This is a genomic window from Microcoleus sp. FACHB-68 (genome assembly GCF_014695715.1).
Classification (GTDB): Bacteria; Cyanobacteriota; Cyanobacteriia; order Cyanobacteriales; family Oscillatoriaceae; genus FACHB-68.
In genome coordinates, this window is record NZ_JACJOT010000017.1 from 127939 (window position 1) to 140235 (window position 12297).

The window sequence follows — 12297 nt, forward strand, 5'->3', positions numbered from 1 at the left end:
TTCCCTCCCCTAACTACACACAACTGACCCCCGACAATGACCATTAAACCAACATCTGAGCAGATAAATACTTTGCAAAAGCTGTTCAACACCGGCGTTGAGCGAGCCAATACAATGTTGAATTATCTGACAGAATGGCCGCTTCACTTGCAGATGTCTGCGATTGAAATATTGTCGTCTCAGCAGTTGCAAGCAAAACTAGAGCAGCGAGTTAACACGGAATACGTCGCCGCAATGGAACTTGCCGTCAGAGGAGAATTTGAGGCAGTCGCTCAGCTAATTTTTCCCGCAGATAGTGCCGCCACCCTTGTAGAAGTGCTCGCCGATCCCGACCGACGAAACCTTGACCAAGACGCCCTCAAAATGAAAACCCTCAGCGAAGTCGGGAATATCTTCTTCAATGGGGTAATGGGTTCTCTGAGTAATGTGATTAATGGCGGCATTACTTATATGGCTCCCACCTACAAAGAAAATACAGTCAAACACTTGTTGGCATCAAGCGATTCAAATGTCAACGCAACTGCAATATTAGGAAGAATTCAATTTAAAATTGAACAAATTCAAGTGAAAGGAGATATTATTTTATTTTTTAAAATTTATCCGTTTGAGAATTTACTAGAAGACATCACTCATGTTAAATAGCATCCAGCTTCCTGCGAGAAAATTAGTAAGGTTAAAGTTAGAGTTTTTAAAGAATTTTGCAAACAATCTGTTTTGATAAATTTGTTGCAGCAATCGATACTTTTTGCCGGCACTTAAATTTCCTCGCTCTACCTAAAAAAATGCGAATAAGGGCGAATTGAGCTAGTAAAATTTTCCATTAGACAAATAACCTTAGCTCAAAACTCGCCCGTGCCATCAAAAAAATCTTCGCTGCGTGGAGATTTAAAGCATAAGAGTTGCGTGGTTGTCGATGCTGTCAGTCGCACTAAACGCTTCAAAATATCGGCGCACGGGTGAGGGAAAATCAGAGAAATCAAAAATTGCATCGCCCATCGCGATATCTGCCCAAAAATAGCGCAGACTGGCAACCAGCGGTTCTGCCTGTGCCGGCGGTAAATTTAAAGGCGCTTCTGTTAAAAGTCGCATCATAAAAGGATAACTGCGCTCACCCATCCACTCGCGTGATTGCTGTGGCAACGCCGGCATATCAGGCACAGCATCCACCCGATGAGTTTCAATTTGCAACTGCTTTTTACCTTCCCCGTCCATTTTAAATTGCAAAACTCGATAGGGATGCGGATAGCTAACTAAAGAGCCGGTTGTGATATCGTAAATTCCGTGATTTTCCGCAACATCCTGAACGTGCAAATGGCCGGTAAATACCAACTGCGCCCCCGCCTGCCGCAGCAATTCTAACAGTGCCGGTGCATTTTCCAGCATATAGCGCCGGCCTAAAGAATGGCGCGATTGCCCTGGTAGATGCTCCACAACATTGTGATGCACCATCACCATCACCACTGGCTCATCAGCAGCACTTAAAACTTCCTTCAGCCACGCTATTTGCTCATCATCCAAGCGCCCAAAAGGCAGTTGTTTACCCTCCCCATCAAACTGGTTAGAATTCAAACTGATCAGCCGCACTCCCGGCAAAATTTCGCGGGTGTAATAAAGCTGCTGGGGGTTGTCATAACCTTGGCGCAGATAGTAACTTGGAAAATCTGCCAAACCAATGGATCGCTCATTTGGCAGCAGTTGCGGGACATCATGATTTCCCGGCACCACGTAAACTGGAAAAGGCAGTTGAGCAAGCCGATCAGACAGCCAAGCATGATTCTCCGGTTCACCATGTTGTGTCAAGTCCCCCGGTAGCAACAGAAAATCAAGATCCAGCTTAGCTAGATGGTTGAAGACAATTTCCAACGCCGGAATACTGACTTCTACCAGATGAAAGCGGCTAGGATGATCCCAGATCGTGTGAGGAAGCCCAATGTGGGGATCGCTCACGACCGCAAAGCGAAAATTTAGATTCATAATCAAAAGTTAACAAAATGAGATGCTGTAAATTTCCCGCTCTCCAGCAAGGATAGGGCTAGGAACGTTAGGCTAGGGAAGATATTCCTGTAACAATTTTTACTGCTAACAGTGGAATTTGGTCTTTCCAATAGTCTTAACCGGCGCACTGCCGGCGGAAAATTCACACAAAGCTGATTTTATGTCTTGCTGAGTAAGAAGCTGTTGGCGCAAAAAAAGTAGTAGCGGGTTTAGCTGGAAAACAATTGACAAAATCACACAAGTCTGTACATAGAATTTTAAAATCTCCGGATCGGATCGATGAGTGAAACTGATATGTCTAACAACCAACATTTCCCAGAGGCAAACGACTCAGAGCGTTTACTCACATCCCAACAGACGGATGAACCGGCTAACCTGTCAGAACAGGATGCAGAAGATTGGCTAACCGTTAATTTCCCGAACGCCATCAGCATCGATGAAATTGAGGGCAAAATAGTTGAGGAACCGGCCTCGCCCCCCGTGTCGGAACAGCCCCAGACAACAGCCATTGCACCTTGGTCAACTTCTGCACCGTTTTTATCAGAAAGTGATGCCGGCATAACGAATCTTGGCGATTTAATCGCACTGGTTCAGCAACTTCGCCAGCGCAACTATGAACTAAGCCAGCGCGTGATTTCTGTCGAAAATGCACTTCATAACTGTCAGAATGCAGTGCAGTTGCAGCAAACGCTCTCCCAATCCCAAGAAACTTTATTAACCCAAAGAACCCAAGATTTAGAAGCCGCTCAAGCCCACATCATCCAGCTTACTCACAAACTCGAAACCGCCTATCAAGAATCCCAGTGCCAGAAACAATTAATTTATAGCTTGTCAGAGCAGTTAGAAATCAGTCAGCAACGACTGGCTCAAATCGAGCGGGAATGCACCGTCACACAGCAGCGCTACAGCGAACAATCTCACCGGCTTCTGCAAACAGAAACCACCTGCCGGGATTTACGAGCACGTCTACACCGGCAGCAACGCCACACCTTGCAATTAAAAGCCGCCCTGGAAAAATGTTTAGAGATGCCTGAGTCCTCCAATGCAGCGAAAGAAGCTGCGCTTAGGGAACACAGGAATAGCGAAATCATTACAGCAGGGGAAGAGGAACTCAAGGAACTACAAGAGCAAGAAAGAACACTAGAAGCGCTTACTCAACAACTCAACATCCAACCTCCCACCGTTGATGCGCCGGTGCCTATTGCCAGCAAAGCAGATCCCATCAAACCTTGGGCGGCACCACCGGCAGAGATCAGTGAGCCGGCAGCCTCTCAACCTGTAGATTCCCCAAGCGCACCCGCAACCCCCGATCTGCCGGAGAATTATTATCTAACCACCCCAACCGAGCCGGCAGACTCTGGCGACTCAAGCCCAGCAGCCAATAACACCGAAATTCGTCTGTGGCAAGAGTTAGCCCAACTGATTGACTCAGCCGCCTCCCTGGCGAATCTCCACGCACCGGCTGCCTTTACCCCAGCAGAGCCGGCATTCGCACCTGCTGCCAATCAAAACAGTGAAGTTGGAGAACCTGCAAACACACAAGTAGAAAACCCAGCAGGGGAACGGGGCCAAAATTTAATCTTCAACCCCCCCAATCCAAAATCCGACGCTGTCGAACCCCAGCCGGCAGCCACCAGCAAGGCTTCAGACCCCGCACTCCCAAATTGGCCATCGCCAATCGTTTATCCCCAGCAGCCCCCCAAAAAGCGGCAATCACTCGCGGCAATTGACCTGCCAACCTTTCCCAGAATCCAGTAAAAATTGGCGAGTGGAAGATGAGAGGGAGATGGGGTGAAGGATAAGACAGTCAGAAAATTTCACTGTTTTGTCTGTGACTTCAACACTGCCGATAGGCTATATACAAAACCTATGCTTGTCAGGGAGAAGGGAAAGGAATAAAGGTGATGGTGCATTTCTCCCACTCTCCCACTCTCCCCCTCTGCGGTTTTGCCCCTACAAAAACTCTCCTTCACACTTTGCGACTCGCCTCTCCCTGCCCAGCGCTGACAGCGGAGCACTCTTTTGAGGACGCCCTAAGCCATCAGTAAGCGCGTAGCTGGTAGCTAGGAGCCACAGCCAAAGCGCAGGATAACGCGGTTCTAGCCAAGGCTGAATCCGCCGGCTGAACTGTGGCACCCACCACCACAGCCAGCTATTGAGGGACTCAAGGGTAAAGCTTAGGTATGCACCTCCCCAGCGCAGCACATCTTTTAGGTTGACAAAATTAAGAATCCATAGTAAAAGAAATGGATTTTTCCAAGCGGCTTCTAGGGCGAGCCGGTTAAATGTCAGCCAATCTACTCGGTCTTTAATAAACCTCTCGGCTACAACTTCTTTTTGCTGGGCCAGAATTCCGAAAAAGGTATTTAAGATGGCGTTAATCTGCTGGGGTTGGATGAATTTACCCGTCGGCACCATCATGCCTTTAGAAAACAGCCAGGTTACGGAGACGTTGCTTTGATAGGCACGAATTTGGTTCAAGTGACCGGCAGTAAGGAGATCGTGCTTGAGTGCAGTATCCAGCAGCTCAGTTAAGCGCGGCAAATTGCGAACCAAAGAACCAAAGCCGGTGAAGACAAGGGGAGATTGGAGAGAGGCGGCATCGCCAATCGCAATCAGCCGGTCAACGGCCACTTTGCGATCATTGCTGCCCATACTAAAATGACCGGGAATATAACCAAACGTCGCTTTTTTCCAAACCAGCTTGTCCATATCGCACCGGCGATACTCTGGCAGAATTGTGAAAAAGTCCTCGTACATCTCCAGCAAGGAACCGGGATTTGTGGCGTTTACTTGATGGTAGTGAAACAAGTAAACCGTCAGTTCCTCACCGGCAGCCGGAAATAACTCCCAAATCAGCTGCCGGCCTCGTGAGATATCCCCGTGAGTGTTCAGCACATCCCCATACTGGGAATCCCACACTCCCGGCTCAAATCCGCTATCAATCACTGCACCTACGGTTGGGCAAACACTGTCAAAGGTGCGCCCGCCATTGAGCTGCCAAGCAATGGGAGAAGCCGTTCCCATCGCATCCACCAGCAAACGACCCGTCGCCTGCCGTTCGCTGCCGGTGGGCAAATGCTTGGTTTGAACTGTAACTTGAGCCGGTTCCACATCCGCCCGGATAAACTCGGTTTCATCCCAAATCTCACCGCCGGCAGACTTAAGTTTTTCCCCACACAAGCGCAGCAGATGTTCAGCATCCAGCGCTACATTCAGCACCTTGGGGGTGTGCAGAACTGGCGATTTTGCGATGGGTGGGTTATTCGCATCAAAAAACTTGTGGAACCCATCTTTGTATTCCCGTGCGATTATACTTTCCACCTCAACCGGGGTAAACAAACCCAAGTCGATTAAGCTTTGAATCTCATTGCGGGAAATATTCCACTCCCGATTCATGCGCCCAAACGGCAGCCGTTCCAGTAGCAACACCCGGTAGCCTAGCTTCGCCATGACTGCCGCGTGGATAATGCCCAAAGCGCCCCCCACATAGATTAGGTCATAAGTAGAGTTCGGAGAAGATCGCTCTCCTTCTCCGCCTCGTCCTCTCTCCCTCTGTTGCCCAGAGAACACAACCTGCCGGGGTTCTTGCGGATTCCGCACCCCCTCTCGCCAGCGTTGTTCCCACCAATAGACGCGCTTGAGGTCATATTCTCCGTTGGGGAATTTCTGAAAGAATTTAACGGTTTGTGGGTAAGCCGGTGCAAGTGCTTCAAAGATAGACTGCTGCGACAGATCGACCGCCGGCGGTTCGGGATATTGATGGGGGAACTGCTGTCTTAGGCCGGCAGTCAGATGTTCCAACAGTTGGCTTTCTCGAACTACCGGCTTTTCCGCCCAGCGAAACACCTTCAAATACGTTGTTCGCTGCACCGACCAAACAAAGACGGACAGTTCCTCAGTTGGTGAGGGCATAGTTGAAGGGGTTTGAGAAATTTGACTCTCCCCCTCTGCAACTCGCCCCCTCTCTCCGCCTTGCTTCTGGGAAAACTGCACTCGGATGCCATCAGGGGTGAGCAGTTTCTCCCCAGTTCCTGGCTGAAAATCTTCTTGCAACCAGCGTCTTACGGCATCTCTATCCGGGGTTGGAATTTCCAAGTAGAGGATTTCTTTCATCTAGGGTGTATTAACTCCGATAAATAACCTAAAGACAGAGTAGACAAGGGTACAAAGTGCGCTACACTTCCGGATACTGAATTAAAACAGCTTAAAAAAAGTTTACACAGTTCTCATAGTTTCTTAACCGAAAATAAATTGCTTTAACTTGCCATGAATTATCCCATTCCCAGCAATCAACAAGAAATTGTGGCGATGCAAACCGAGCCGGTCGATGAAGAGTTGGTCGCGGCTGCCATCGCCGGCGTGATTAAAATTACTCGATCTGAGGGTCGTTCCTTAGACCAATTAATGGCTGAAGTGCTAGCTGACGACAATCTCCTCGACAAGGTACAAAGACGCTGGCTTAGTGATGTGGTGGCTCAAGCTTGGGACTGTCTGACTTAAGTGCTGAGTTCTGACGAATGAGGAATGAGTGGGGAAGAGAGTTTTGAGTGCCCCATGCCCCTACCTTTAGGTTGGCGAAGCCTTGACCCATGCCCCATGCCCCATGCCCCTATCACTTTTCCAGTAGCTTAAATATCCTGAGAATCAACAAACACAGGATGAAGCCAATTAATCCCAGCTGCCATAAGCCACAGCCGGCAGTAACACCCAAAGCCGCTGAAACCCAAATTGCAGCCGCTGAGGTTAAGCCACGAATTTTAAACTTTCCAGTTTCCTGCTGAGACTGGCTCACAATTTCCCCAGCCCCAAGAAAACCTATGCCGGTTGAAACTCCCTGCATCACCCGGCTGATAGTGTCGGAAACATCCTCTGCGGTTCCGAGTTGGAGAGGTACGATCACAAAAATTGCAGCCCCAAGGCTAACCAGCGTATGTGTTCTTAAACCCGCCGGTTTTCCCTTGAGTTGACGTTCCCAACCAATGCCGGCACCGAAAAGCATCGCAAGGCCGAGCCGGAAAATTATACCGATCCAGTCATTAGGGGCTAGCACGGTGCAAACTAAACCTGTGAAGAAGAACTGATAGCGGCATCGGTTGAGTTTATGGCAATTGTTGGTGCAATTGCTGTAAATCGTCTGAAATGGTAAACCATTGAGCGCTTAAAATTATTGGAGTTCGACTTCTCGCTTCACATCAATTAATACGCGATCACCCCGCATCAACTGATATTCGCCACGCCAAACGCCTGGAATTAGCGGGCGCTCTTTATTATTGCGTTTGCCGGCATAGTTCATCCACACCCGATTTGATTCATTAACCTCTCGTTTGTCGTCCACAATGGTTTTACCATCAGGAGCAAATATCCGGACTTGCTGAGTATCTCCTTTGAGGACGCCATAGGCTTGCACCCAAAATAATAAGGCAGGACTATCTTGTGGGAAGGTTGTCTCAGTAAAGCGTCCTTCCCACAGCTCATTCATTTTGGGCGGTTGAGTGGAAAAGCCGGCACGAATCAGGCCGGTGGGTGTGTAAGTAATGGGTTGATCCCAGATTGGGCGAGGCTTGATTTTGCAGCCGGTTTCATCGGTTGGCCCAACAAATGGGTCTACAACTTTACCTTGGTAACGAACACTGAGGTGTACGTGGGGGAAGGAAGCTAAGCCTGATGAGCCGATCATGCCCAATACAGCGCCTTTTTCAACCTCACTTCCCGGCTGGGCAACCACGCTACCATTGCGGAGGTGGCAGTATTGAGTTTGCCAACCGTTAGCGTGTTCAATTACCACACCATTGCCACACTCTTTGCCTTCTACGGCGTCTTTGGTCGTCTGATCTTCAACTCGCCGGTCGGCTTCTCCATCGCGTACCCGCAGCACTTTACCGGCTGCTGAGGCTTTGACGGCAACACCGGCAGCCATCGTCTTTTCGTCGGGAATGGCAAAGTCTGTGCCATTGTGTTCGTCATAGGTTAAGCGACCGCAATTAAAATCAACGGCTTCTGGGCCTGGATCGCGGTCTAGATGGTGCATGATAAAGCAATCTTTGCCCAGCTTGCAGTCAATAGGGATACCTAATTGGAAATCGCTATTCGATTGGGCAATCGTGGGTGCTGAGGTGGCTGCCGGTTTGGCATTTGATTGCGCGATAGTGGGTGTTGAGGTAGCTGCCGGTTTGGCAATTGTAGTTGACTGTTGACCGAGGCAGCTGGGCAGACTAGCCAGCGCAACGGTGAGAAGGAAGATAAAAAAATGTTTTTTGGATACTGAAATCATTGTCGCTATGACCGTTTGGGTAGGAAGCTTTGACGAAGGTTGTTGAAGCAGGTTTCGTTTAAGCCAAGATTGAAGCGTCTGCCGGTGTGGTCAATCTGCTAAGGTTTTCGGCAGGATAAATAAAAGAGATTACCACTTTCGGTCAGCTAAACGCCCACTGCCGCAATGCGGATACAGAAGGCTGGCTAAGCGCCGGTGTTATCGAAGTTTGGGCTAATTCGCTGTAGACGATCCACCCCTGTGCTCACCCTAGCTACTACAGATCATGCGCTATAAGCTTTTATCATTGCTCTCGACAATTCGGATTGTGGGACTGCTAGTTGCCGCCTTTGCGATGTGGGGTTTTGTCCAGATCGCCGATGAAGTGCTCGATAAAGAAACCCAAGCCATTGACACGGCAATTTTACTCGCTCTGAAGCGCTCCCACACTCCGCTGCTCGACCAGTTGATGCTGGGTGTGACGTTTTTGGGGGAACCGACTTTTTTGCTGGTAATCTGTCTTTGCTTAGGAGTTTTGTTGCTATTCGTCAAGCGCCAGACAGAAGCCACAACTTTAGCGATTGGGGCTGCCGGCGCAGTTGGCTTAAATTATTTGCTTAAGGTTCTATTTTCCCGTGATAGGCCGGCTTTGTGGGATCGCGTGATTGATGTGGGTCAATATAGTTTTCCTAGCGGTCATGCAATGGTTTCAATGGTGATTTACGGTTTGATTGGGTTTTTGTTGGCGAATCGCTTTCCCAGGTGGCGTTGGTTGATTGTGACGTTAACCATTGGGTTAATTACGGCGATTGGGTTAAGCCGGCTTTATCTAGGCGTTCACTGGCCAACTGACGTGATTGCGGGATATTCAGCCGGCTTGGTGTGGCTGCTGACTTGTATTCTCAGCTTAGAAGTTTGGAGTTTTTATCGTTCTGCTGCCGGTGAAGATGAGGATCAATCTCTTAATCCAAATTAAAAGACTTTTGTCAAGTTTCTGAGGGAGTAATCTTTAATCTCTCGCTCTCGCTAAGCCTCATTCTCTGGTTCATTAACTTTCAGGAAACCTTTATATGGTAAGGGTTTCCTGTTTTTTATGAAAATGTTAAGAATTTCTTATATTTAGATAGTCTCAAAAAAAAACAGTAACGTTCGTAACAAATTTATAAGTCTTCATGACTTTTTCATATTTAACCGTTAACTTAATAATAGATAGTCAGCTTGGTGAGGAAGAAGTTATGGTTGCGGTACAAATCAGGATGGATGAAGATTTAGACCAGGAAGAAGCGATTAAATATCGCTCTGGCCAAAAGGTTGAGCTAAAGCAGCGTCCTGGTGTTGTCCATACAATTGCTGAGTATGATCCGATGATGGTGCCGCCCATCTGGTTAGAAAATGACCCTCAGCCCAGATATCCTGAAGAATTAAGATTAGTTCGTCATTCTCCTGTAAGCGTCGGTTCGGTGCAGCTACCAGGAGGTTGCAAGGTTCGGTATTTAGATGTGCAAGGGCGTGTGCGGGTGATCAGCAAAACCTGCTGATAAATTAAGTATTTTTGCTGGCTATCGGTGCCGTGCGTGAACCAAGCCGACGGCACTCATTATTAAACCGCAGATAAACGGATAGTACGTTTATCTGCGGTTTTTGCTTTGGAATGTTGTTAAAGGGTGTGATACCAAATCCGGTTAGGGTTAGCGACCCAAAAATCGGGTGCGACAGACACACCTGCCCGAATTGCCGACTGTGTTTCACTCCCAAAAAAAGAGTTACAGTTAACCGGATTGGGTATTACTCCTTCGAGGTTCCACCTCGGTTATTCAGATTTAAGAGATGCCATATCGATACAGAAGCGGTACTTCACATCGGACTTGAGCAGTCGCTCGTAGGCTTCGTTGACCTTCTGGATGGGGATAACTTCTACATCGGCAGTGATGTTATGTTCGCCGCAGAAGTCGAGCATTTCCTGGGTTTCCGCGATGCCGCCAATGCTAGAGCCGGAGAGACTGCGGCGACCCATAATCAGGCTGAATGCCGCGACCTCCAGGGGCTTCTCAGGTGCTCCGACAAGGGTGATGTTGCCGTCGCGGCGGAGCAGGTTGAGATAAGCGTTGATGTCGTGCTTGGCGGAGACGGTATCGAGGATGAAATCGAAACTGCCAGCGTGCTGCTGCATCTCGTCGGCATTGCGGGAGACGACCACTTCATCGGCACCGAGGCGGAGTGCATCTTCCTTCTTATCGGGCGAAGTGGTGAAGACGACGACGTGTGCCCCGAACGCACGAGCGAACTTCACGCCCATGTGCCCCAGCCCGCCGAGACCGACAACGCCAACTTTTTTACCCTTAGTAACACCCCAGTGGCGCAGGGGTGAGTAGGTGGTGATGCCGGCGCAGAGGAGCGGCGCAACCCCGGCAAGGTCAAGGTTATCTGGAACGCGCAGAACGAAGCGTTCATCGACGACGACGCTATCAGAGTAGCCACCATAGGTGACTGGAGCAGTCTTGTGCTTGTCTGGGGAGTTGTAGGTGAGGGTCGGGTTTGGGCAGAACTGCTCAAGACCAGTTTTGCAATGCGGGCAAGTACCGTCCGAATCTACAAGGCAGCCGACCCCGGCTAGGTCGCCGGGCTTATACTTGGTAACTGCCGAGCCGACCTTGGTGACACGGCCCACGATCTCATGACCGGGAACGATCGGGTAGGTAGTAGACATGAAGTCGCTCCACTCATTACGCACCGAATGGACATCGGAGTGACAGATGCCACAGAAGAGGATTTCGATTTGAACGTCGTGTTCGGTTGGATCGCGCCGTGCGATCGTGTCGGAAGCGAGCGGTGATGTTGCACTGGCTGCGGAATAAGCTTTGGCGTTGTACATAATATTGATGCTCCAATCTGGAAGATAAGCTGGTTTACTTCTACTCGGTCTTGAATCTGTCCTGGTATTGTTCGTCGCTGACTTTTTCCAGCCAGTCCACGGGTTTGCCGTCGAGTACCTCCTGAGTAGCGATATGAGTCATCGCCGTTGGCGGTGAAGGTGACGATGGCGACTATGCTTTGTTGTCGTGCGTTTAGGGTTCGATCGGGTTGGCGACGAACATCACTACACCGTTTGACCGCCATCGACGACCAGGGCGTGCCCAACAGCGAAGGAGGACGCATCCGAACACAGCCAGACGACGGCATTGGCGATCTCTTCGGGCTGACCCATCCTGCCAATTGGTTCCTGCGAGATCACTCGCTCTCGTCCTTCGGAAGTGCCGCCGCTGAAGCGATCCATCATCGGGGTGTCGATGATTCCGGGACACACAGCGTTGATGCGAATGTTCTGCGCGGCGTAGTCGAGTGCCGCCGCCTTGGTCAGTCCGACCACGCCGTGCTTTGCAGCCACGTAAGCAGCTTGACCTTTGAAGCCTTTGACTCCAGCACCTGAAGAGGTATTCACGATCGCGCCGCTGCCTTGCTTGAGCATCAGCGGGATTTCGTGCTTCAGGCACAGGAACACGCCCCGCAGGTTGATGTTGACGATGCGGTCCCACTCCTCCTCTGTAAGGTCGGCTGTCGCCGCTATCTTCTGTTCCACGCCGGCGTTGTTGAAGGCAAAGTCCAGTCGCCCGAAGCTCTCAATGGTCTTATCCAGGGCTGCCTTCACGTCCTCGTCCCGCGTCACGTCACACCTGACGGCGAGCGCCCGCCCGCCGAGTTCCTCGATCATGCGGGCCGTTTCCTGATTGCCCTGTTCTGAGATGTCAGCGACCACCACATGAGCGTCGTCGCGTGCAAACGCTAGCGCTGTAGCTCGACCAATGCCGTTTGCTGCTCCGGTCACAAACGCAACTTTTCCTGTGTAGTTTTCATTCTTTTTCATCGTCATTATTTTTTCCTTATGAATAGGGATGGATTTTTTAACAAGCAAGGTTAGCTTTGATGGCATTTTGGTTGTCAGTTGGCGAGTCTTTTGCCCAATCAAACCTGAGTTTTCTTTTGTATAAAAGTCTAGACGTTTGTAATTCGCCGGAATCACTTTTCATTGCTTTAGCCTCATTCTAAGGATT

The 12297-nt window shown here is 49.7% G+C and carries 11 protein-coding genes; 5 read left to right on the forward strand and 6 right to left on the reverse strand.

Translation table 11 applies throughout. The annotated features are described in order from the left end of the window. Positions 1-36: 36 nt before the first annotated feature. Positions 37-642, forward strand: a complete 606-nt coding sequence (locus tag H6F73_RS22900; protein ID WP_199330742.1) for a hypothetical protein — start codon at positions 37-39, stop codon at positions 640-642. Between the two features lie 243 nt (positions 643-885). Here the strand turns inward: H6F73_RS22900 and H6F73_RS22905 are convergent, their stop codons facing one another. Then, positions 886-1974 (reverse strand): metallophosphoesterase, encoded by a 1089-nt coding sequence (locus H6F73_RS22905; RefSeq protein WP_190761081.1) that lies wholly within the window; start codon positions 1972-1974, stop codon positions 886-888. Between the two features lie 315 nt (positions 1975-2289). Here H6F73_RS22905 and H6F73_RS22910 point away from each other — a divergent pair, with 315 nt between their 5' ends. Beyond that, positions 2290-3753: a hypothetical protein gene (locus tag H6F73_RS22910; RefSeq protein ID WP_190761082.1), complete on the forward strand. Its 1464-nt coding sequence runs from the start codon at positions 2290-2292 to the stop codon at positions 3751-3753. Positions 3754-3948: 195 nt separating this feature from the next. Here H6F73_RS22910 and H6F73_RS22915 read toward each other — a convergent pair whose 3' ends face one another. Then, positions 3949-6111 carry a flavin-dependent dehydrogenase gene (locus H6F73_RS22915; RefSeq protein WP_190761083.1) on the reverse strand — a complete coding sequence of 721 codons (2163 nt, stop codon included), beginning with the start codon at positions 6109-6111 and terminating at the stop codon, positions 3949-3951. 153 nt (positions 6112-6264) lie between these two features. On the opposite strand from H6F73_RS22915, the gene H6F73_RS22920 reads away from it, so the two are divergent. Further along, positions 6265-6498 (forward strand): hypothetical protein, encoded by a 234-nt coding sequence (locus H6F73_RS22920; protein WP_190761084.1) that lies wholly within the window; start codon positions 6265-6267, stop codon positions 6496-6498. Between the two features lie 112 nt (positions 6499-6610). On the opposite strand, the gene H6F73_RS22925 is transcribed toward H6F73_RS22920, so the two are convergent. Next, entirely contained in the window at positions 6611-7048 is a 438-nt protein-coding gene (locus H6F73_RS22925; RefSeq protein WP_347239604.1) for an MgtC/SapB family protein, read from the reverse strand. Positions 7049-7162: 114 nt separating this feature from the next. Then, positions 7163-8269, reverse strand: a complete 1107-nt coding sequence (locus tag H6F73_RS22930) for a M23 family metallopeptidase (protein WP_190761085.1) — start codon at positions 8267-8269, stop codon at positions 7163-7165. Between the two features lie 265 nt (positions 8270-8534). On the opposite strand from H6F73_RS22930, the gene H6F73_RS22935 reads away from it, so the two are divergent. Then, positions 8535-9224 carry a phosphatase PAP2 family protein gene (locus H6F73_RS22935; protein WP_190761086.1) on the forward strand — a complete coding sequence of 230 codons (690 nt, stop codon included), beginning with the start codon at positions 8535-8537 and terminating at the stop codon, positions 9222-9224. A 196-nt stretch (positions 9225-9420) separates the two neighbouring features. Next, positions 9421-9786 carry a hypothetical protein gene (locus H6F73_RS26735; protein ID WP_190761260.1) on the forward strand — a complete coding sequence of 122 codons (366 nt, stop codon included), beginning with the start codon at positions 9421-9423 and terminating at the stop codon, positions 9784-9786. Positions 9787-10058: 272 nt separating this feature from the next. On the opposite strand, the gene H6F73_RS22945 is transcribed toward H6F73_RS26735, so the two are convergent. After that, positions 10059-11120 (reverse strand): NAD(P)-dependent alcohol dehydrogenase, encoded by a 1062-nt coding sequence (locus H6F73_RS22945; protein WP_190761087.1) that lies wholly within the window; start codon positions 11118-11120, stop codon positions 10059-10061. Positions 11121-11345: 225 nt separating this feature from the next. Next, positions 11346-12266, reverse strand: a complete 921-nt coding sequence (locus H6F73_RS22950; RefSeq protein WP_347239605.1) for an SDR family oxidoreductase — start codon at positions 12264-12266, stop codon at positions 11346-11348. Positions 12267-12297: the final 31 nt, after the last annotated feature.

What these genes read in the sequence shown, in the direction of transcription:
- H6F73_RS22900 (WP_199330742.1), top strand. Translation starts at nt 37, where the DNA reads ATGACCATTAAACCAACATCTGAGCAGATAAATACTTTGCAAAAGCTG.
- H6F73_RS22910 (WP_190761082.1), top strand. Translation starts at nt 2,290, where the DNA reads ATGTCTAACAACCAACATTTCCCAGAGGCAAACGACTCAGAGCGTTTA.
- H6F73_RS22945 (WP_190761087.1), bottom strand. Translation starts at nt 11,120, where the DNA reads ATGTACAACGCCAAAGCTTATTCCGCAGCCAGTGCAACATCACCGCTC.
- H6F73_RS22930 (WP_190761085.1), bottom strand. Translation starts at nt 8,269, where the DNA reads ATGATTTCAGTATCCAAAAAACATTTTTTTATCTTCCTTCTCACCGTT.
- H6F73_RS22935 (WP_190761086.1), top strand. Translation starts at nt 8,535, where the DNA reads ATGCGCTATAAGCTTTTATCATTGCTCTCGACAATTCGGATTGTGGGA.
- H6F73_RS22920 (WP_190761084.1), top strand. Translation starts at nt 6,265, where the DNA reads ATGAATTATCCCATTCCCAGCAATCAACAAGAAATTGTGGCGATGCAA.
- H6F73_RS26735 (WP_190761260.1), top strand. Translation starts at nt 9,421, where the DNA reads ATGACTTTTTCATATTTAACCGTTAACTTAATAATAGATAGTCAGCTT.
- H6F73_RS22915 (WP_190761083.1), bottom strand. Translation starts at nt 6,111, where the DNA reads ATGAAAGAAATCCTCTACTTGGAAATTCCAACCCCGGATAGAGATGCC.
- H6F73_RS22905 (WP_190761081.1), bottom strand. Translation starts at nt 1,974, where the DNA reads ATGAATCTAAATTTTCGCTTTGCGGTCGTGAGCGATCCCCACATTGGG.